Origin of the sequence: Anoxybacillus tengchongensis, from assembly GCF_014201585.1 — a bacterium.
Classification (GTDB): Bacteria; Bacillota; Bacilli; order Bacillales; family Anoxybacillaceae; genus Anoxybacillus; species Anoxybacillus tengchongensis.
In genome coordinates, this window is record NZ_JACHES010000017.1 from 15,094 (window position 1) to 36,442 (window position 21,349).

The 21,349-nt window shown below is 42.2% G+C and carries 22 protein-coding genes; all 22 read left to right on the forward strand.

What is annotated here, in order from left to right:
* Positions 1-66: 66 nt before the first annotated feature.
* The 22 genes from HNQ82_RS13675 to HNQ82_RS13780 all read left to right on the forward strand — a co-directional run bounded on the left by HNQ82_RS13675 (position 67) and on the right by HNQ82_RS13780 (position 21,346).
* Positions 67-876, forward strand: coding sequence for a TetR family transcriptional regulator (locus HNQ82_RS13675; RefSeq protein WP_183250286.1), 810 nt, complete (start codon positions 67-69; stop codon positions 874-876).
* 11 nt (positions 877-887) lie between these two features.
* Complete coding sequence (locus HNQ82_RS13680; RefSeq protein ID WP_183250288.1) at positions 888-2,168, forward strand: replication-associated recombination protein A; 1,281 nt, start codon at positions 888-890, stop codon at positions 2,166-2,168.
* Positions 2,169-2,241: 73 nt separating this feature from the next.
* Complete coding sequence (gene cymR / locus HNQ82_RS13685; RefSeq protein ID WP_032100512.1) at positions 2,242-2,658, forward strand: cysteine metabolism transcriptional regulator CymR; 417 nt, start codon at positions 2,242-2,244, stop codon at positions 2,656-2,658.
* A 15-nt stretch (positions 2,659-2,673) separates the two neighbouring features.
* Positions 2,674-3,819 carry a cysteine desulfurase family protein gene (locus HNQ82_RS13690; protein ID WP_183250290.1) on the forward strand — a complete coding sequence of 382 codons (1,146 nt, stop codon included), beginning with the start codon at positions 2,674-2,676 and terminating at the stop codon, positions 3,817-3,819.
* A 14-nt stretch (positions 3,820-3,833) separates the two neighbouring features.
* The gene (mnmA, locus tag HNQ82_RS13695; RefSeq protein WP_032100170.1) at positions 3,834-4,931 is read left to right on the forward strand and encodes a tRNA 2-thiouridine(34) synthase MnmA; all 1,098 of its coding nucleotides are present in this window, start codon (positions 3,834-3,836) and stop codon (positions 4,929-4,931) included.
* Positions 4,932-4,994: 63 nt separating this feature from the next.
* Positions 4,995-5,651: a tetratricopeptide repeat protein gene (locus tag HNQ82_RS13700; protein WP_183250292.1), complete on the forward strand. Its 657-nt coding sequence runs from the start codon at positions 4,995-4,997 to the stop codon at positions 5,649-5,651.
* Positions 5,652-5,663: 12 nt separating this feature from the next.
* Positions 5,664-8,018 carry an SF1B family DNA helicase RecD2 gene (gene recD2, locus HNQ82_RS13705; protein ID WP_183250326.1) on the forward strand — a complete coding sequence of 785 codons (2,355 nt, stop codon included), beginning with the start codon at positions 5,664-5,666 and terminating at the stop codon, positions 8,016-8,018.
* A gap of 101 nt (positions 8,019-8,119) precedes the next feature.
* Positions 8,120-8,311: a hypothetical protein gene (locus HNQ82_RS13710; protein WP_032100167.1), complete on the forward strand. Its 192-nt coding sequence runs from the start codon at positions 8,120-8,122 to the stop codon at positions 8,309-8,311.
* A gap of 10 nt (positions 8,312-8,321) precedes the next feature.
* Positions 8,322-8,462: a YrzQ family protein gene (locus tag HNQ82_RS13715; protein WP_183250294.1), complete on the forward strand. Its 141-nt coding sequence runs from the start codon at positions 8,322-8,324 to the stop codon at positions 8,460-8,462.
* 89 nt (positions 8,463-8,551) lie between these two features.
* Positions 8,552-9,616, forward strand: coding sequence for an AI-2E family transporter (locus tag HNQ82_RS13720; RefSeq protein ID WP_183250296.1), 1,065 nt, complete (start codon positions 8,552-8,554; stop codon positions 9,614-9,616).
* Between the two features lie 309 nt (positions 9,617-9,925).
* Positions 9,926-12,559, forward strand: coding sequence for an alanine--tRNA ligase (alaS, locus tag HNQ82_RS13725; protein WP_183250298.1), 2,634 nt, complete (start codon positions 9,926-9,928; stop codon positions 12,557-12,559).
* 82 nt (positions 12,560-12,641) lie between these two features.
* A complete protein-coding gene (locus HNQ82_RS13730) occupies positions 12,642-12,908 on the forward strand; it encodes an IreB family regulatory phosphoprotein (RefSeq protein ID WP_004889315.1) in 267 nt (88 codons plus the stop codon).
* Between the two features lie 4 nt (positions 12,909-12,912).
* Positions 12,913-13,335 (forward strand): Holliday junction resolvase RuvX, encoded by a 423-nt coding sequence (gene ruvX / locus HNQ82_RS13735; RefSeq protein WP_032100164.1) that lies wholly within the window; start codon positions 12,913-12,915, stop codon positions 13,333-13,335.
* Positions 13,336-13,340: 5 nt separating this feature from the next.
* On the forward strand, positions 13,341-13,634 hold the full coding sequence (locus HNQ82_RS13740; RefSeq protein ID WP_032100163.1) for a DUF1292 domain-containing protein: 294 nt from the start codon (positions 13,341-13,343) through the stop codon (positions 13,632-13,634).
* 86 nt (positions 13,635-13,720) lie between these two features.
* Complete coding sequence (mltG, locus tag HNQ82_RS13745) at positions 13,721-14,803, forward strand: endolytic transglycosylase MltG (protein WP_183250300.1); 1,083 nt, start codon at positions 13,721-13,723, stop codon at positions 14,801-14,803.
* A gap of 109 nt (positions 14,804-14,912) precedes the next feature.
* Positions 14,913-15,560 carry an O-methyltransferase gene (locus tag HNQ82_RS13750; protein WP_183250302.1) on the forward strand — a complete coding sequence of 216 codons (648 nt, stop codon included), beginning with the start codon at positions 14,913-14,915 and terminating at the stop codon, positions 15,558-15,560.
* A gap of 1 nt (position 15,561) precedes the next feature.
* Positions 15,562-16,491 (forward strand): peptidase U32 family protein, encoded by a 930-nt coding sequence (locus tag HNQ82_RS13755; protein ID WP_183250304.1) that lies wholly within the window; start codon positions 15,562-15,564, stop codon positions 16,489-16,491.
* A 16-nt stretch (positions 16,492-16,507) separates the two neighbouring features.
* Complete coding sequence (locus tag HNQ82_RS13760; protein ID WP_183250306.1) at positions 16,508-17,761, forward strand: peptidase U32 family protein; 1,254 nt, start codon at positions 16,508-16,510, stop codon at positions 17,759-17,761.
* 1 nt (position 17,762) lies between these two features.
* Positions 17,763-18,398, forward strand: coding sequence for a uridine kinase (gene udk, locus HNQ82_RS13765; protein ID WP_183241097.1), 636 nt, complete (start codon positions 17,763-17,765; stop codon positions 18,396-18,398).
* A gap of 91 nt (positions 18,399-18,489) precedes the next feature.
* A complete protein-coding gene (gene greA, locus HNQ82_RS13770) occupies positions 18,490-18,966 on the forward strand; it encodes a transcription elongation factor GreA (RefSeq protein WP_035019996.1) in 477 nt (158 codons plus the stop codon).
* A gap of 47 nt (positions 18,967-19,013) precedes the next feature.
* Complete coding sequence (locus HNQ82_RS13775) at positions 19,014-20,759, forward strand: peptidoglycan D,D-transpeptidase FtsI family protein (RefSeq protein WP_183250308.1); 1,746 nt, start codon at positions 19,014-19,016, stop codon at positions 20,757-20,759.
* Positions 20,756-21,346, forward strand: coding sequence for a DUF1510 family protein (locus tag HNQ82_RS13780; protein ID WP_183250312.1), 591 nt, complete (start codon positions 20,756-20,758; stop codon positions 21,344-21,346). The genes HNQ82_RS13775 and HNQ82_RS13780 overlap by 4 nt, the downstream gene beginning before the upstream one ends.
* Positions 21,347-21,349 lie beyond the last annotated feature (3 nt).

Consider the following 21,349-nt stretch of genomic DNA (forward strand, 5'->3'; position numbering starts at 1 on the left):
GACTGAAATTCGGTCAGCCTGTTATGTTATAATAAAACGAGAAATGAACAATAAGGATGAGGCCGAGTGAGCAGAAAAGAGCAAATTATTCAAGTGGCGATGAAACTATTTGCTGAAAAAGGATATCACGCTACAACGATGCAAGAAATTGCTGAACATAGCCAGTTAGCAAAAGGATCGCTATACAATTACTTTAAGTCAAAAGAGGAAATTGTGCTGTCGATTTTTCAATATCATTACGATCAGCTGTTTCAACAATTTGCACATATCGCTTCTGATCGTTCGTTAACGGCACGTGAAAAATTTTTAAAGCAACTTTCTCTACAAATTGAAGCGTTTGAGCAACATAAAGAAATTGTACAAATGCATATGGGCGATCATGCACAAAAAGTTAGCGAAGACGTTCATGCGCTCGTTTTACGTATTCGTTCCCATTTATTTGACTGGTACGTTCAATCACTCATAGATGTATACGGGGAGCGTATTCGTCCGTATGTACTTGATTGTGCCGTTATGTTAAATGGCATGTTAAAAGAATATTTATTTTTCGCCCTTTTTGAACAAAAACCGTTTCCTTTTCAACGATTAGCCCCTTTTTTAATCGGGCGACTTGATACTCTTGTCGACAGTTTACAGCACGACATGCCGTTGCTTAGCCACGATGCTCAAGCGGAAAAAACACGTGCACTTGTGCTTATTGAGGAGATGATCGAAGAAGCAGGTGATCATGATATCGTGGAGCTACTAAAACAATTAAAAACAGAAGTAGAGCGAGATGAACCACGAAAAGCGATTATTGATGCGTTTCTTTTATATTTACAACAAAGTAATATGCGCGAGTTTGTTCCTGCCTTACGTGCAGCGCTAGCATTGTGAGGTGAGAAAAAATGTTGTTTGCTCAAGAGCCGCTTGCTTATCGTATGCGTCCACGCACCATCGATGAAGTGGTCGGACAAGATGATGTCATTGGTTCACATACAGCATTATATCGAATGATTAAAAATGGCTATGTACCATCGTTGTTGCTTTACGGACCGCCTGGCGTCGGCAAAACATCGCTCGCTTATGCGATTGCTGGAACGATGCAACGACCGTTTTATACGTTAAATGCGACAACGGCAGGAAAAAAAGAAATCGAAGAAATTGTGGCAGATGCTCGCTTTGAAGGTAACGTCATTTTATTTATTGATGAAATTCATCGTTTTACGAAAGCACAGCAAGACTATTTATTGCCACATGTCGAAAACGGCTTGATTACGCTTATTGGAGCGACGACGGAAAATCCGTTCCATTCGATTAATCCGGCTGTTCGAAGTCGTCTAGGGCAAATCAAACAGTTGCAACCATTGACAAAAGAGAAAACGATCGAGTTATTACGCCGCGCTTTAGCGGATCGCGAACGCGGATTAGGCAATTGGCATATTGAAATTAGCGATGAGGCGCTGTCTATGATTGCAGAAGGAGCAAACGGTGATGCGCGCACAGCGTTAACGTTGTTGGAGGAAGCGATATATGCAACGAAGCAAGACGATCAATGCGCCGTCGTAGATTTACATACCGTTTCGTTTTGTGTAGAAAAAAGGGCATTGACGTATGATAAACAAGGAGATACGTATTATTCTTTACTCTCCGCTTTTCAAAAAAGCATTCGTGGTAGCGATGTTGATGCTGCGCTTCATTATTTGGCACGACTGCTTGAAGGAGGAGATCTTACCGCTGTTTGTCGTCGTCTTGCGGTCATTGCTTATGAAGATATTGGATTAGCAAATCCACTGATCGGGGTGAAGGTGATGAGTGCGATCGAAGCAGCCGAACGTCTCGGTATGCCAGAAGCGCGCATTCCACTTTCGGTCGTGACGATTGACATGTGTTTATCACCGAAATCAAATAGCGCCTATAAGGCAATTGATCAAGCACTTATGGATGTGCGGAGCGGCAAAGGCCAATCTATTCCGCTGCATTTACAAGATGCTCATTATAAAGGCGCCACACTTCTTGGACGCGGAGTAGGATATAAATATCCGCACGACTATGCGTACAGTTGGGTGGCACAACAATACTTGCCTGATGATTTAATCGGGGTGCAATATTATCAACCGAAACAAAACGGAGAAGAAAAACAGCTCGCTCATGTGTACGAACGGCTAAACGAACGAAAAAAGCAGTAACGTTCCTTTGTTTCGCATTTTTATGTTATAATGGCTTGTGTTTCTTTTGACAGTTGATGAGGGGATGATTCGTTTGAAAATATCTACAAAAGGTCGATACGGTTTAACGATTATGATTGAGTTGGCTAAACGATATGGAGAGGGGCCCATTTCATTAAAATCGATTGCTCAAATGAACAACTTATCCGAGCATTATTTAGAACAACTCATTTCCCCATTGCGAAATGCTGGTTTAGTAAAAAGTATTCGCGGAGCGTATGGCGGTTATATTTTAGCAGATGAACCGTCAAACATTACAGCAGGTGATGTCATTCGTGTGTTAGAAGGACCGTTGCAAGTCGTTGAAGAACTAGAAGATGAAGAACCAGCGAAGCGTGAACTATGGATGCGCATTCGCGATGCGGTAAAAGAAGTGTTAGATAGCACGACGTTAGAAGACTTAGCAAGCCATACAGACGACCATGGTGATGCATATATGTTTTACATTTAAGAAAGGAGAATGTATTTGGAGCGCATTTATTTAGATCACGCAGCAACGTCTCCTGTTCATCCGCAAGTCGTAGAGGCGATGATTCCATATATGACGACATATTTTGGAAATCCATCAAGCATTCATTCGTTCGGACGTGAAAGTCGCCGAGCGCTTGATGAGGCACGGGAGACGATTGCAAAAACGGTTGGAGCAAAAGCAAACGAAATTATTTTTACAAGCGGTGGGACAGAGGCGGATAATTTAGCGATCATTGGTGTGGCGATGGCGAATCGCGAAAAAGGACGACACATCATTACAACGTCTGTCGAACATCACGCCGTATTAAATACGTGCAAATTTTTACAAAAGCAAGGATTTGATGTGACGTATTTGCCTGTGGATGAGCATGGTATGATTTCAGTTGAACAAGTAAAAAGTGCTTTGCGCGATGATACAATTATTGTATCCATTATGTTTGGTAACAACGAAACAGGCGTATTGCAACCGATTCACGACATTGGCCAATTACTTCGCGACCATGATGCGTATTTTCATACAGATGCGGTACAAGCATATGGTCTCGTTCCGATTCATGTAGGTGAACTCGGCATTGATTTACTTTCCGTATCTAGCCATAAAGTGAACGGACCAAAAGGAGTAGGCTTTTTATACGTACGTGAAGGTGTTCGTCTTACACCACACATATACGGGGGAGAACAAGAACGAAAGCGACGTGCAGGGACAGAAAACGTACCAGGCATTGTCGGATTGCAAAAAGCAGCTGAACTCGCACAACAAACAATGGCTGAAAAAAGAACGTTGTATGAGCAATTTCAACGTACTATGCTTGCGACATTTGAACGAGAAGGCATTCATTACGCGGTCAACGGTCATGAAACAAATCGCTTGCCACATGTATTGAATGTTGTGTTTTTCGGAACAAATGTAGAAGCATTGCTTGTCAATTTAGATTTAGCAGGTATTGCTGCATCAAGCGGATCAGCATGTACGGCTGGCTCAATTGATCCGTCACATGTGTTAGTAGCGATGTACGGAAATGATTCCGAGCGTATTCGTTCTTCTGTCCGTTTTAGCTTTGGATATGGCAATACAATCGAACAAATAGAACGTGCTGCGTGTGATATTGCAAAAATTGTGAAGCGACTAACAAAAGCGTGAAAGGAGGGAAAACGATGGCAAGAGTAGTAGTAGGCATGTCCGGTGGAGTTGACTCATCGGTAGCAGCATTATTGTTAAAACAACAAGGATATGATGTCATCGGCATTTTTATGAAAAACTGGGACGATACAGATGAAAACGGGGTATGTACCGCAACGGAAGATTATGAAGATGTTATGCGTGTTTGCAACCAAATTGGTATCCCGTATTATGCGGTTAATTTTGAGAAGCAATATTGGGAAAAAGTATTTACGTACTTTTTAGATGAATATAAAGCAGGGCGCACGCCGAATCCAGATGTGATGTGCAATAAAGAAATTAAATTTAAAGCGTTTTTAGAACACGCGATGGCGCTCGGTGCTGATTATTTAGCAACAGGCCATTATGCGCGCGTTGCGTATCGTGATGGAGAATATCAATTGTTGCGCGGATTAGATGCAAACAAAGATCAAACGTATTTTTTAAATCAGCTCGGGCAAGCACAATTATCAAAAGTGTTGTTTCCAATCGGTGAATTACAAAAGTCCAAAGTGCGCGAAATCGCAAAAGAAGCGGGGCTTGCGACAGCAGGAAAAAAAGATAGCACAGGCATTTGTTTCATCGGAGAACGCAATTTCAAACAGTTTCTAAGCAATTATTTACCTGCACAACCGGGCAAGATGCAAACGCTCGATGGACAAGTGAAAGGCACGCACGACGGGTTAATGTATTATACGATCGGACAGCGCCACGGACTTGGTATCGGTGGTAGCGGAGAGCCTTGGTTTGTCGTCGGGAAAAATGTAAAAGATAACATTTTATACGTGGCGCAAGGGTTTGATAATGAACTGCTTTATTCTGATGCGATCATTGCGACGAATGTGAATTGGGTAAGCGGTCGAAAGCCGAGTGAACCGATGTCATGTACAGCGAAATTCCGTTATCGTCAGCCGGATGTGCCGGTAACAGTAGAAATGATCGATGAGACGACAGCGCGTGTGTCATTTGAGCAACGCGTGCGCGCAGTGACTCCAGGTCAAGCGGTCGTTTTCTACAACGGTGAACAATGTCTCGGTGGCGGAACGATCGATCAAGTCTTTCGCAACGGTGAAAGATTGACATACGTTGGCTAACCTTCAACTCAACAGACGAGTTGAAGGCTTTTTTGTTATAATATTGAATATGAGGTGATAGAGATGGATTACAATGCGCAAGGCATTCAATATATGCAGCAAGGAAAATATGAAGAAGCGGTCAAATGCTTTCATGAAGCAATTGAACGGCAACCGAACGATCCTGTTGGTTACATTAATTTCGGGAACGTATTAGCAGCTGTCGGAGAAGAAGAAAAAGCGATACGCTTTTTTCACAAAGCGCTTGAACTTGATGAAAAAGCTGCAACCGCATATTACGGACTCGGATCGATGTATTACAATCGCCAACAGTTCGAACTTGCGAAAGAACAATTTGAACGAGCAATTCAAGCTGGATTAACGGACGGGGATGTGTTTTTTATGCTCGGCATGTCGCTCATGTATTTAGAGCAACCACGTTTAGCGATGCCGTATTTTCAGCGGGCAGTAGAATTAAACGAGCGCGATGTGGAAGCGACGTTTCAGCTCGGACTTTGCTTAGCCCAATTGCAGTTTGTCGATGAGGCGATGACGTATTTTGAACGGACGATTCATTTAAACGATCAACATGCGGATGCGTATTACAATTTAGGTGTCGCGTATGCATACAAAGACGATCCGAAAACAGCACATGCGATGTTTGAAAAGGCACTTATCATTCAGCCGAATCATTTGTTAGCGGGTCATGGGAAAAAGCTAATGGAACGAGCATTACAGTAAAAAAAGGGGGAGCTGGCGTTGCAACAACAGTTAGACTTCGACGGACGATCGTTTATTAAAGGCGTCCATGTCGGTACCATTTTTCATAACGAAGACAATTTATATTCGGTTATTCGTGTGCGTGTGGAAGAAACAAATGAAGCGCATATAGAAAAAGATGTTGTTGTGACAGGCTATTTCCCTTTGCTCGGTGAATATGACACATATACGTTTTTCGGCTCATTTAAAGAACATCCGCGCTTTGGGAAACAATATGTTGTCGATCATTTTCGAAAAGAGTTTCCTGAAACGAAAGAAGGAGTGATTCAATATTTATCGGGCGGCATGTTTAAAGGAATCGGTAAAAAAACAGCTACTGCGATTGTTGAAACGTTAGGTGAGCGAGCGATTTCAAAAATATTAGAAGATCCTGATGTGCTTGCAAGTGTGCCCAAGTTGACAAAAGCGAAAGCGAGACAGCTATATGAAACGTTGCGCGAACATGAAGGATTAGAACAAATTATGATTGCTTTATCGCAATTTGGCTTCGGACCGCAGTTATCGATGAAAATTTATCAAGTGTACAAAGATGAAACGTTACAAATCATTCGCACAAATCCGTATCAGCTTGTAGAAGATGTTGAAGGAATTGGATTTGGTCGCGCCGATGACCTCGGCTTGCAGCTCGGTATTTCTGGGAATCATCCGGATCGCATTCGGGCCGGTTGTTTATATGTTATTGAGCAACATTGCATGCAAGAAGGACATGTGTATATGACGTACGAACAACTGCTTACAGAAGTAAAACAACTGTTAGAAGCAAAACGTCAAGAACTTGTCGATGTCGCTTGCATTTCCCGTGAAATGGTCCACTTATCTGAAGAAGGGAAGTTAATCGTTGAAGAAGATCGTTTTTATATCCCTTCATTATATTTCGCCGAAAAAGGCATTGTGTCAAATGTCAGGCGACTACTTGAACAATGTGATATGTCAACATTTTCTGAAGCGGAATTTTTACTGGCGCTCGGTGAATGGGAAGAAGAAGCAAATATCCAATATTCGCAAAAACAAAAAGAGGCGATTCAGCAAGCGCTTTGTTCCCCGTTGTTCATTTTAACGGGCGGACCAGGCACAGGAAAAACAACGGTCATTAACGGCATCGTTCATTTATTCGCCAAATTACATGGATTATCGCTTGATCCTGCGAGCTATGATGCAGACGAGCCGTTTCCCATTTTACTTGCGGCTCCAACTGGACGAGCAGCGAAGCGAATGACGGAATCGACAGGTTTGCCGGCGATGACGATTCATCGTTTGCTCGGCTGGAGTGGTGATGGATTTCAGCGCGGAGAAGATGAGCCGATTTGCGGAAAGTTGTTAATTGTTGATGAAATGTCTATGGTCGATACGTGGCTAGCGAATCAGTTGTTAAAATCTGTTCCATCATCGATGCAAGTCATTTTCGTTGGCGATGAGGATCAACTGCCGTCTGTCGGACCAGGACAAGTGTTAAAAGACTTGCTTCGCGCAAATGTCGTTCCGACCGTTCGACTAACAGACATTTATCGTCAAGCGGAAGGTTCGTCGATCATTTCGCTTGCGCATGCGATTAAAGATGGAAACATTCCCCATGATTTGACGATTCCACAAAAAGACCGCTCGTTTATTCGTTGCACGGGTGGACAAGTCGTTGACGTTGTAAAAAAAGTAGCTGAAAGTGCAAAACAAAAAGGATATCGGGCGAAAGACGTTCAAGTGCTCGCACCGATGTATCGCGGTCATGCGGGGATTGATCGACTGAATGAAACGTTACAACAATTATTTAATCCAAAACACGACAATAAACGAGAGCTTACTTTTGGTGATGTCGTTTATCGTGTAGGGGATAAAGTGTTGCAACTTGTCAATCAGCCAGATGAAAACGTCTTTAATGGAGACATCGGTGAGATCGTTGCTATTTTTTATGCGAATGAAAATGTCGAAAAACAAGATCTCGTCGTCGTTTCGTTTGATGGAAATGAAGTGACGTATCCGAAACAAGAATTGCACCAAATTACGCACGCGTATTGCTGTTCGATTCATAAATCGCAAGGAAGTGAATTTCCGATCGTTATTTTGCCTGTTGTGAAAAGTTATTATCGTATGCTGCGACGCAATTTACTATACACAGCCATTACGCGCAGTAAGCAGTATTTAATTTTATGCGGTGAAGAAGAAGCGTTCCAACTTGGGGTGATGCGAACAGATGACGGGACGAGGCAAACAACGCTATACGAAAAATTAACAGCTACCATTTCTTCTGAACAACAACTGCTCCCAATGGAAGATGCAAACATCGGAATGGAAGGTGTTACCCCGTATGACTTCATGGAAAATGACGTAACATAACAATGGACACACATATCGGTACGCTTCTTTTGCAATGATGTATGTTTGCGTAAAAAAATGACAAAGATAGAAGAAAAAAATAAAAAGGAGCGTGCCTTTTTATGTTAAAGTGTCCGAACTGTCAAAGTAAAGATTTAGGGAAAATCGGCGTCAATCAGTATTATTGTTGGAATTGCTTTATTGAGCTAACCGTTCAAAAAGGAATGATTTATACGCATCAAGTCGAAGAAGACGGAACGCTTAGCTCGCTTGACGATTTATTTAGCGAACATGAACGAACTTTGTTTTCGTAATGAAAGGAGAATGACGATGAATCGAACAATCGCTTCTTTAATCGCGATCGGTGCTGGAGTGGCAGCATATCAATTAGCGCAACGAAACGGTGGCGTGAACATGCGCAACATGCGAAAAGTCGGCAAACAAATGTTACGTCCATTTATGTAACGAAAAACGGCAATCTCATTTGAGGTTGCCGTTTTTCGTATAACATCTTCTATTTGTCCTCACACTATAGAAGTAAAGGAGGGATCAGTTTGGAACATCCACATCTTCATTTTTTCGTTCGCTTAATGAAAATGTTATTAGTTTTAATTTTTATTTACTTCGTTGTGAAACTCAAATCCGTATGGTTGCCATTTTTACATATGTTTATTAAGGTTGTAACCCCTTTTCTTATCGCTGCGTTCATTACATACTTATTGCATCCTGTCGTAGAGTATGTTCATCAACGTGGGATGCCGAGAGCGCTCGCTATTCTTTTCATTTATGCGTTATTTTTTGGTGGAATCGGTTTTGCGGTTTATAAAGGCACACCATTATTTATTGCCCAGCTAGAAGATTTCAATAAAAGTTTACCGATATTTGTCCGCACGTATGAACAATGGACGAATTATATTCATGAAGAAACGGCCACATGGCCTTACGATGTTCATAAACGAATTGAAGCGATGATTACAGAAGCAGAAACGTTTATTAGCGGGGCGGTTACAGGAACAATTATCGGGTTGAAACAGCTAATTAATCGAATCATTGTCTTTTTTATTATTCCGTTTATCGCATTTTACATGTTAAAAGATGTGGAGCTTATCAAAAAAGTGGCATGGGAATGGACTCCGAAAAAATGGCGAAATAAAGGCGTTCAATTTTTGCGCGATGTCGATCGCACACTCGGTGGGTATATTCGTGGACAATTGTTTGTTTGCCTATTGATCGGAACAGCTGCTGCGCTTTCGTTTTGGCTCATTGATATGAAATACCCTCTTTTGCTTGGCATCATCGTTGGCATAACAAACGTCATTCCGTATTTTGGACCAATTATCGGCGCCATTCCAGCAGCGATTATTGCCGCCACCATATCGGTAAACAAATTACTTCTTACTGTCGGCATCGTCTTTTTATTGCAGTTCATTGAAGGAAACATTTTATCTCCACTTATTGTAGGGAAAAGCTTACATTTACATCCGCTAATCATTATGTTTTCCCTATTTGTTGGCGGGGAAATCGGTGGTATCATCGGTTTAATCATTGCCGTCCCACTCGTTGCGATTGCCAAAGCGACATTTGCCCACATTCGCTCGTTGAAAACAACGGTGCATTGACAAAAAAAAGGGGCTTGTCTATAATTTTCACAAGAGTAATACATACAAAAACGATGACGGATCGAGTATGTTACAGTCCATCTTAAAGCGCATTTTGGCGCACAGAGAGGAATTTCCGCGGCTGAAAGAAATTCCAGATGAAGGGTAACAGAACGCTAATCCTGAGTGCAGGCAAACCCTGCCGACGAAGCCACGTTACGGCGGTTGAGGTGATGGACGTTTGTCCATAAACAGGGTGGTACCGCGAGCAAGCTCTCGTCCCTGAGCAGGGATGGGAGTTTTTTATATTTTATAAGGGAGGAAGGAAACGTGAAAAAGCTAACATCTGCTCAAGTTCGTCAAATGTTTTTAGACTTTTTCAAAGAAAAAGGTCACGCCGTTGAGCCGAGCGCATCGCTCATTCCAATTGACGATCCATCGTTGTTATGGATTAATAGCGGTGTGGCGACATTAAAAAAATATTTTGATGGTCGCGTCATTCCAGATAATCCACGCATTTGTAATGCGCAAAAATCGATTCGTACAAACGATATTGAAAATGTCGGAAAAACGGCGCGCCACCATACGTTTTTTGAAATGCTCGGCAACTTCTCGATTGGCGACTATTTTAAGCGAGAAGCGATTCATTGGGCATGGGAGTTTTTAACGAGCGAAAAATGGATTGGCTTTGATCCGAACCGTCTTTCTGTCACAATCCATCCAGAAGATGAAGAGGCGTTTGACATTTGGCATAACGAAATCGGGTTACCAGAAGAACGTATTATTCGGTTAGAAGGAAACTTCTGGGATATCGGGGAAGGTCCAAGTGGGCCAAATACAGAAATTTTCTATGACCGCGGTGAACAATTTGGCAACGACCCGAACGATCCCGAATTATATCCGGGGGGAGAAAACGAACGCTATTTAGAAGTGTGGAACCTCGTCTTTTCACAATTTAACCATAATCCTGACGGTACGTACACGCCGCTACCGAAGAAGAACATTGATACGGGCATGGGGTTAGAGCGAATGTGCTCGATTTTACAAGACGTTCCGACAAACTTTGATACCGATTTATTTATGCCAATCATTCGCGCAACTGAGCAAATTTCAGGTGAAACATATCGTACAAATGCTGAAAAAGACGTGGCATTTAAAGTCATCGCAGACCATATTCGTACCGTAACGTTTGCGATTGGAGACGGTGCGCTTCCATCAAACGAAGGACGCGGTTATGTGTTGCGCCGCTTATTGCGACGTGCGGTTCGTTATGCGAAACAATTAAACATTCAACGTCCATTTATGTATGAACTCGTGCCGGTTGTCGGTGAAATTATGGTTGACTATTATCCGGAAGTGAAAGAAAAAGCAACGTTCATTCAAAAAGTCATTAAAAATGAAGAAGAGCGCTTCCACGAAACGTTAAACGAAGGACTTGCGATTTTAGCAAGCGTCATTGAAAAAGAAAAACAACGTGGTAGCGATACGATTAGCGGTGAAGATGTATTCCGCCTGTACGATACATACGGCTTCCCTGTGGAATTAACGGAAGAGTATGCAGAAGAAGAAGGAATGAAAGTCGACCATGATGGTTTTGAGCGTGAAATGGAGCGCCAACGTGAACGGGCACGTGCTGCACGTCAAGATGTCGATTCGATGCAAGTACAAGGTGGCGTATTAGGCGATATTAAAGTAGAAAGCACGTTTGTTGGCTACGATCAACTTTCTGTTTCGTCTGTTGTCGAAGTGATCGTGAAAGACGGTCAACTTGTGAATGAAGTGAGCGAAGGACAAGAAGCGCAAATGATTTTACGTGAAACGCCGTTTTATGCAGAAAGCGGTGGACAAATCGCTGACCGTGGCTGGATCGAAGGAGAAACAGGAAAAGCGTACGTAAAAGATGTCCAAAAAGCACCAAACGGTCAACATTTACATCATATCGTCGTTGAACATGGGGTCATTCAAACAAACGGCACATATACAGCACGTGTCGATGAAGCAGCGCGTGTTGATATCGTGAAAAACCATACAGCGACACATTTGTTGCATCAAGCGTTAAAAGATGTGCTTGGCGTGCATGTTAACCAAGCTGGTTCGCTTGTTGCGCCTGACCGTTTACGTTTTGACTTTACGCATTTCGGTCAAGTAAAACAAGAAGAGCTTGAACAAATTGAAGCGATTGTCAACGAACAAATTTGGCGCAATCTCCCGGTTGCGATCGACTATAAACCGCTTGATGAAGCGAAAGCGATGGGGGCGATGGCGCTATTCGGCGAAAAATATGGCGACATCGTACGCGTCGTGCAAGTAGGCGACTATAGCCTAGAGCTTTGCGGTGGCTGCCATGTAACAAATACAGCCGAAATCGGTTTGTTTAAAATTGTTTCTGAATCAGGCATTGGGGCAGGTACACGCCGTATTGAAGCGGTCACAGGAAAAGCTGCGTATCGTCTAATGAACGACCAAATTGCATTATTAAAAGAAGTAGCGGAAAAATTAAAAACAAATCCGAAAGATGTGGTAACGCGCATTGATACGCTCATGAATGATATGCGTGAACTGCAACGTGAAAATGAATCGCTCTCTGCCCGTTTAAGTCATATGGAAGCAGAAAGCTTAGTAAACGAAGTAAAAGAAGTAAACGGTGTTCAACTTGTCACAAGCAAAGTAAATAACGCCGATATGAACAGCTTGCGTGCGATGATTGACGATTTAAAACAAAAATTAGGATCAGCAATCATTGTGCTTGCTTCTGTACAACAAAATAAAGTAAACTTAATTGCCGGGGTAACAAACGATTTAGTCGACCGCGGCTATCACGCAGGGAAACTTATTAAAGAAGTAGCGACGCGCTGCGGCGGTGGTGGCGGTGGCCGAGCAGATTTAGCACAAGCCGGCGGAAAAGATGCGAATAAAGTAGACGAAGCGCTTAAATTTGTCGAACAGTGGGTAAAATCTGTTTAATAAATGGTGGAAATCGTGTACAATGGATGTAAGGATGGATATGCCAGATTTCGTGGAACGTGAGAGTGGGGTGCAAAAGACGGTGAGTTCGTTTGATAATACAATGCAATTTAACTTTCCGGAAGAACCGATGGATGTCGATGTTCGGGAAGTGTTGCTTACCGTATACGACGCATTACAAGAAAAAGGGTATAACCCAATTAACCAAATAGTCGGCTACTTATTATCTGGTGATCCAGCTTACATCCCTCGCCATAAAGATGCCAGAAACTTAATTCGTAAAGTCGATCGTGACGAATTAATTGAAGAATTAGTGAAATTCTATTTACGAACACATCGCGAGGAATAGCCACATGCGTATTTTAGGATTAGACGTTGGAACGAAAACGCTCGGTGTTGCTGTAAGCGACGAGTTAGGATGGACGGCTCAAGGCATCGAGACGATTCGCATCGATGAAGAAAACGGCGAATATGGTTTTGACCGTTTGCGACAATTAATTGAGCAATACGCGGTTGAGGAAATCGTCGTCGGATTTCCGAAAAACATGAACGGCACGATCGGGCCGCGTGGCGAGGCGACAAAACGCTTTGCGGAACAAGTGAAAGAAACGTTTTCACTTCCTGTCATCCTGTGGGATGAAAGATTGTCCACGATGGCAGCAGAGCGCATGTTGATTGCTGCGGACGTTAGTCGAAAAAAGCGAAAACAAGTGATCGACAAAATGGCCGCAGTAATGATTTTACAATCGTATTTGGACCATAAACAATTGAGGTGAACATGATGGAACACGGTGAAAAACACATTACAGTCGTTGATGAAGACGGCAACGAGCAACTTTGCGAAGTATTATTTACATTTGAATCTGAAGAATTCGGAAAATCTTATGTTCTGTACTATCCAATTGGTGCAGAAGAAGATGACAATGAAGAAATCGAAATTCACGCATCTTCCTTTATCCCAGGAGAAGATGGGCAAGCAGGAGAGTTGCAGCCGATCGAAACAGAAGAAGAATGGGATATGATCGAAGAAATGTTAAACACATTCCTAGGTGAAGAGGAAGAAGGAGAGGAATAAGAGGCTGGCTATACGTCAGCTTCTTTTTTTATTTATGTCATGTCATTATTTGTAGTATAATGTCAAAAGTGAGGGGAGGATGAAGCATGTTACAAGAACACGAAGCGAAAACGGTGCGAAAAATTGTCTTATATATTACAGTACCTCTATTATTGATTATAATTGCTGCATGCATTGGCTTGTTTGTATATATTCGTTCTGCCTTGCAGCCGGTTGATCCGAACGACAAAACGCCAATTCAAGTAGAAATTCCAATCGGTTCATCGGTGTATACGATTGCGAATGTATTAGAAAAAAACGGTGTGATTAAAAATGCGACCATTTTTCGTTATTACGTGAAATTTAAAAACCACGCCGACTTTCAAGCAGGCAATTATACGTTTACAAAAGCCATGACGTTAGAGCAAATTGTAGGTAAGTTAAAAACAGGAAAAGTTGTCAAAGAAGCGAAATTAAAAATAACAATTCCAGAAGGAAAACAGCTGACGCAAATTGCGACAATTATTTCGCAAAAAACAGGCTATTCATCAAAAGACATTATGACAAAGTTAACTAATCGCGCCTATATTGATGAGCTTATGAAAAAATATCCTTCTGTTTTAACAACGGATATTTTAAATAAAAACATTCGTTATGCGCTTGAAGGGTATTTATTCCCAGCGACATATTCGTTTACAGAAGAAAAACCGTCGCTTGAAAACATAATTGAAACGATGATTGCCAAAACAGAAGAAGTGTTGGCGAAATATACAGAAGATATGGAAGCGCGTGGCATGACGGTTCATCAACTACTAACGATGGCATCACTCATTGAAGAAGAGGCAACAGAAAAAGCAGATCGTGAAAAAATTGCAAGCGTGTTTTACAATCGATTAGAAAAAGGTATGCCGCTCCAAACCGATCCAACGGTTTTATATGCGCTCGGCCAACATAAACAACGTGTATATTACAAAGACTTAGAAGTAAACTCACCGTACAATACGTATATGTATAAAGGACTTCCACCGGGACCGATTGCGAATGCAGGAGAAATGTCCCTTCACGCAGCTCTTCATCCAGCGGAGACAGATTATTTTTACTTTTTAGCTACACCAGCAGGAGAAGTGATTTTTACAAAAACACTTGACGAACATAATCGGGAAAAGGCAAAATATATCGGAAAGCAATAAAACGTTCGCATTTTGTTTTGATTTATGGTAGTATATATAAAGTTATGGATCGTGACGAAACAAGAGTTCAACTCGTTTGAACTCTTGTTTTTACGAGGAGGACGGTTTGTTGGTAAATCAGGAAATTATTCAATATGTAGAATCATTACTTCCTAAAAAAGAAGAAACAATCGTAGCAATGGAACAATATGCGCGTGAACACGGTGTTCCGATTATGGATGCGCTCAGCATCGAAACGATGTTGCACATATTAAAACTCATTCAACCGATGCGCATTTTAGAAATTGGCACTGCGATTGGCTACTCTGCTATTCGGATGGCAAAAGCGTTGCCGAATGCGAAAATTGTTACGATCGAACGAGATGAAGAGCGCTACAAACAAGCGCGTATGTACACGGAGCAAACGAATACGAAAAAGCAAATAACGCTACTGTTTGGTGATGCCCTTGACATAAACGATGAAGTAAAAAAATACGCTCCGTTTGACGTATTGTTTATTGATGCGGCAAAAGGACAATATCGCCGCTTTTTTGAGTTGTATGAGCCAATGTTAAGTGAAAAGGGGATTATTATAACAGATAACGTACTGTTTAAAGGACTTGTCGCCACGAATGAACCGATTGAACAAAAACGCATTCGTCAGCTCATGAAAAAAATTCGAGCATACAACGAATGGTTGGTGGCGCATCCGAGCTATGAAACGATCATCATTCCGATCGGTGACGGAATGGCGATATCGAGAAAACGAGGTGAGTAAAATGAAAAAACCAGAATTGCTTGTTACGCCAACGAGCGTTGCTCATATGGAGCAACTGGCTCAAGCAGGAGCCGATGCCGTCATCATTGGTGAACAACGGTACGGTTTGCGTTTAGCAGGCGAATTTTCACGCCAAGATGTAGCAGATGCGATGCAAGTTGCTCGTAAGTACGGTGTGCGCGTATATGTTGCGATGAATGCGTTGTTTCATAACGATAAAGTCGATGAACTGAGTGATTATGTTCGCTTTTTAGCAGAACAACAAGTGGATGCGATCGTATTTGGTGATCCAGCGGTGTTAATGACGGTGCGAGAAGTGGCACCGCATATGAAACTTCATTGGAATACAGAAACGACAGCAACCAACTGGTATGCGTGCAACTATTGGGGACGAAAAGGAGCGAAACGCGCTGTTCTTGCCCGAGAATTAAATATGGAAGAAATTATTGATATTAAACATCATGCGGAAGTGGAAATTGAAGTGCAAGTGCATGGGATGACATGCATGTTTCAATCGAAACGTTCTCTCATCGGCAACTATTTTGAATATCAAGGAAAGTTTATGGAAGTACAACAAATGAAATATGCGAAAGGGCTCTTTTTATACGATAAAGAACGCGACAATAAATATCCGATTTTCGAAGATGAAAACGGTACGCATATTATGAGCCCAAATGATATTTGTATTATTGACGAGCTAGGGGACATGATTGACGCAGAAATCGATAGCTTTAAAATTGACGGTGTGCTTCATGAGCCAGAGTATATTACAGAGGTAACGAAACTATATCGACGCGCCATCGATTTATGCGCAGAAAACCGCGAACAATACGAAGAAGAAAAAGGTGAACTGCTTGCGCGCATTGAAGCGATTCAGCCAAAGCATCGCCCGTTAGACACCGGCTTTTTCTTTAAAGAAACGGTATATTAAAAAAGGAGGGAGACATATGAGCATATCACAAATCATTGACGGCAAGCGTGTCATTGTGAAAAAACCGGAGCTACTTGCCCCAGCTGGCAACTTAGAAAAGCTAAAAGTGGCGGTTCATTACGGGGCAGACGCTGTGTTTATCGGTGGACAAGAATACGGTCTCCGCTCAAATGCCGACAACTTTACGCTTGAAGAAATGGCCGAAGGTGTGCAATTTGCGAAACAATATGGGGCGAAAATTTACGTGACGACGAACATTTACGCCCATAACGAAAACATTCCTGGCCTTGAAGATTATTTGCGCGGTTTAGAGAGCGTTGGTGTGCACGGCATTATCGTTGCTGACCCGCTTATTATTGAAACCGCGCGTCGCGTTGCACCGAAACTTGAAGTGCATTTAAGTACCCAACAGTCGCTTACGAACTGGAAAGCGGTACAATTTTGGAAAGAAGAAGGACTTGAGCGCGTCGTTTTAGCCCGTGAAACTAGCGCTGAAGAAATTCGTGAAATAAAAGAAAAAGTCGATATTGAAATCGAAACGTTTATTCACGGTGCGATGTGTATTGCGTATTCCGGTCGATGTGTATTAAGCAATCATATGACCGCGCGTGATTCTAACCGTGGTGGCTGTTGTCAATCGTGTCGCTGGGATTACGATTTGTACAAGCTTGAAGGAGATGAAGCGCTGGCGTTATTTGACGAAACGGACGATCCGTTTGCGATGAGCCCGAAAGATTTAAACTTAATTCAATCCATTCCAAAAATGATTGAACTTGGTATTGATAGTTTAAAAATCGAAGGCCGTATGAAGTCGATTCACTATGTGGCAACGGTCGTTAGTGTTTATCGCAAAGTCATTGATGCTTATTGCGCAGACCCTGACAATTTCGTCATTCGAAAAGAGTGGCTAGATGAGCTCGATAAATGTGCTAATCGTGACACCGCACCAGCCTTTTTTGAAGGTGTTCCGGGCTATAAAGAGCAAATGTTTGGTGTTCATAGCAAAAAAACAACGTACGATTTCGTCGGTCTTGTGCTTGATTATGACAAACAAACAGGCATCGTGACGTTGCAGCAGCGCAACTTCTTCAAACCAGGCGATGAAGTTGAATTTTTCGGACCTGAAATTGAAAACTTTACACAAGTTATTGAAAAAATTTGGGATGAAGAAGGGAACGAGCTTGATGCTGCCCGTCATCCGCTCCAAATTGTTCGTTTTAAAGTCGATCGAGAAGTTTTCCCATACAACATGATGAGAAAGGGGCACTAACATGAGGAAGAAACCGGTTGTCATCGGAGTTGCAGGAGGCTCCGGTTCGGGGAAAACGACCGTTACAAAAGCGATTTATGAACATTTTCAAGGACATTCTATTTTAATGCTTGAACAAGATTTTTATTATAAAGATCAGAGTCATTTACCGTTTGAAGAACGATTAAAAACAAACTACGATCATCCGCTCGCTTTTGACAATGACTTGCTTATTGAACATATTAATAAACTGTTGAATTACGAACCAATTGATAAGCCTGTATACGACTACACGCTTCATACGCGCTCAAACGAAGTTATTCGCGTTGAACCGAAAGACGTGATCATTTTAGAAGGCATTCTTGTATTAGAAGATGAACGATTGCGCAACTTAATGGATATTAAAGTGTACGTTGATACGGATGCCGACATTCGCATCATCCGTCGTTTACTGCGCGACATTAAAGAACGTGGACGCACGCTTGAGTCGGTCATCGAGCAATATGTAAATGTCGTGCGTCCGATGCACAATCAATTTATTGAACCGACGAAACGATATGCCGACATCATCATCCCAGAAGGCGGCCATAATCACGTTGCCATCGACTTAATGGTTACAAAAATTCAAACGATTCTTGAACAAAATTCTATTTTGTAATACCATAGCATAGATAATATGTAAACTTTTTGTCTTTGTACGAACGAGCCGTTCGTACATTTTCCATACATAAATAAAAGGAGTGAATGACATGTCAATGGAAAAAGAATACCCAATGACGAAAGCTGGGAAGGAGAAACTCGAGCAAGAACTTGAATATTTAAAAACAGTGAAGCGAAAAGAAGTCGTAGAGCGCATTCAAATTGCGCGCAGCTTCGGGGACTTATCTGAAAACTCCGAGTACGATGCGGCAAAAGATGAGCAAGCGTTCGTTGAATCGCGCATTCAAATGCTTGAAAATATGATTCGCAATGCGAAAATTATTGAAGAAGATTTAGAAAGTACAGACATCGTATCGCTTGGAAGAACAGTGACATTTGTCGAACTTCCAGATGGGGAAGAAGAGTCGTATACGATCGTCGGTAGTGCAGAAGCGGACCCGTTTGAAGGAAAAATTTCAAACGACTCTCCAATTGCTAAATCGCTTATCGGTCGCCGTGTTGGTGAAGAAGTGACAGTTCACACGCCTGGTGGAGACATGGTTGTAAAAATCATCGCAGTGAAATAGGTTTTAAAATACGACACCTCGTCGACAATGAAGACGAGGTGTTTTTTATGGTAAAAAAACGGATGGTCATCATATTAACAATCATTCAACTAGCCATATTCAGTTTGATCGGTCGGCTCGTTCAACTACAACTTGTAAGCACCGAGTCGTTTCATGGGATTAATTTAATTGAAGCGAGCGTCGCCCAACGAACGGAACAGCTCATTATCGATGATGGGCGCGGGATGTTCGTTGATCGCTATGGTCAGCCGCTTACATACGAGTACATTCCAACGCTCGTCCTATTTCCGTTTTTAAAAAAAATGGACTGGCCAATCGATCAAATTGCTGCGATCGTTTCCATGCCAAAAGAGATGATCAAACGACAGCTTGAAGAGGCGAAAGGTCCAATCATTTTGCATAACGGACAACGGCCCATTCAGCTTCAATCGTGGCAAATGGAACGTATTAATGAGTTGCATATTCCCGGTGTCATCGCTGTTCATAAACAATATGAACTAAAGGAAAAATACGCCCAACATGTGATCGGTTTACTTGGTGAAAATGAGAAGTTGCTCAAGGAACGATACGGGGATAGAAAGTTATCAGCAAAAAAAATAGGTGTATCAGGTTTACAAAGTTCGTTTGACGAGTTTTTAATTCCTGATGGGGAAACGAAGCTACTGTATCACGTAGATGCTCGCGGTGAACCGCTATTTGGCATGGATGTAAAATATACAGAGCAAGCAAATCCATTTTATCCGATTACCGTACAAACAACCATTGACCGTACCATGCAACAACGTGTCGAACAAATCATTGCTCAACATGGGATGGAAAAAGGAGCTGTCGTTTTGCTCGATGTCGAAACAAACGACGTTGTTGCGATGGCAAGCGCCCCAGTGATTGATGAACGAAATCCGTACAAAGACGGAGCGGCACAAAACAGAGCGCTCCTTCCTCAAGTGCCGGGTTCTGTGTTTAAGGTGGTCGTTGCAGCAGCAGCACTTGAAAACGGGCTTATTCACGGACAAACGTTTAACTGTGACCGGAAAATTAACGGTGAGTCGGAAGAAAAAAAGAAAGGCATGCGGTCATTTGAAGAGAGTTTTGCAATCAGTTGTAATCGAACGTTTGGAGAGTTAGGAAAACAGCTTCTTGCGATGGACAAAAATATGTTTGATATATATGCTCAAAAGCTCGGTTTGTTTCCGCGCGTTGGTTGGGAAGGGAATGTATATCATTTCGAATCGTTTCGTCCACTTCGCGAAGAGAAGCAAGGGAAAATTTGGACGGATGAACGAGATAAACACGTTCCGCTTGCTGTTGCCCAAACGGCGATCGGTCAAAAAGATGTCCGTGTATCGCCGCTTGCGGTAGCGAATATGATGGCAACCATTGCTCGCGGCGGTGAGGCAAAACAAGTGCGTATCGCCCGGAAAATGATGTATAAAAATGGTACAACGTTTTTCACTTTTGACGAAAAGAGATTAACAACCGATTCCTTGCGCAAAGAGACGATCGGCAAACTACAAGAGCTGTTACAACTTGTCGTGACGCATTCCGAAGGTACGGGTCGCACGTTTCAATCGTTGCCTTATGCCGTAGCAGGAAAGTCAGGAACAGCAGAAACGGGGAAAGAAGAACTCGTAAACAAATGGTTCGCAGGTTATTTTCCAGCTGACCGTCCAAAATATGCGCTCGTTGTGGTACAATTAGAAACAGCATCAGCTGCCTCTGTCACGAACGCCATTTTTGCCGATATCGTTCGTGCAACATATGAGTTGGAACAGAAAGGAATGAACGAAGAGTGAGTAGCCGTTTTGCGAAACGTTCAAAACAAAGAAAAGTAAATCGTATATTGAATACGTTGATTGCGATCGTATTTGCGCTTATTTTATTTTTCGGATGGAAATGGTTATTTGCCAACGACCGTTCAGTAAAAGAAACAAACGCCTCTCCGCAACCGGTTGAAGTCGAAACAAACGAACGAGAAACGAATGAACAACCGTCAGAACAACAAACAGAACAACAAGAAAACAATGAGAAAGTAGAAGAAACCGTTGTCGATGATCCAAATTCCAATGTCGTTCGTGAAATTGTCAATCCGTCATGGCAGCCGATCGGTACAACGCAATCGGAGCCGCATGTGACACAATACGATAAAAATTCGGTTGATTGGAAAGAAATGCTCGATGCGATTAGTTATGCGACTGGCATTTCTTCTTCTGATTTGATCGTTTGGTTTATCGGAAATGGAGGAAGCCCGAATCATGCTGTTGCTACTGTTTCCAAAAAAGATAAAACGGAACATTATAAAGTGTTTATCGAATGGGTAACAAATGAAGGGTGGAAGCCAACAAAAGTACAACAATTAAAAGAAATAGAGCGCCGTCCGTGACGC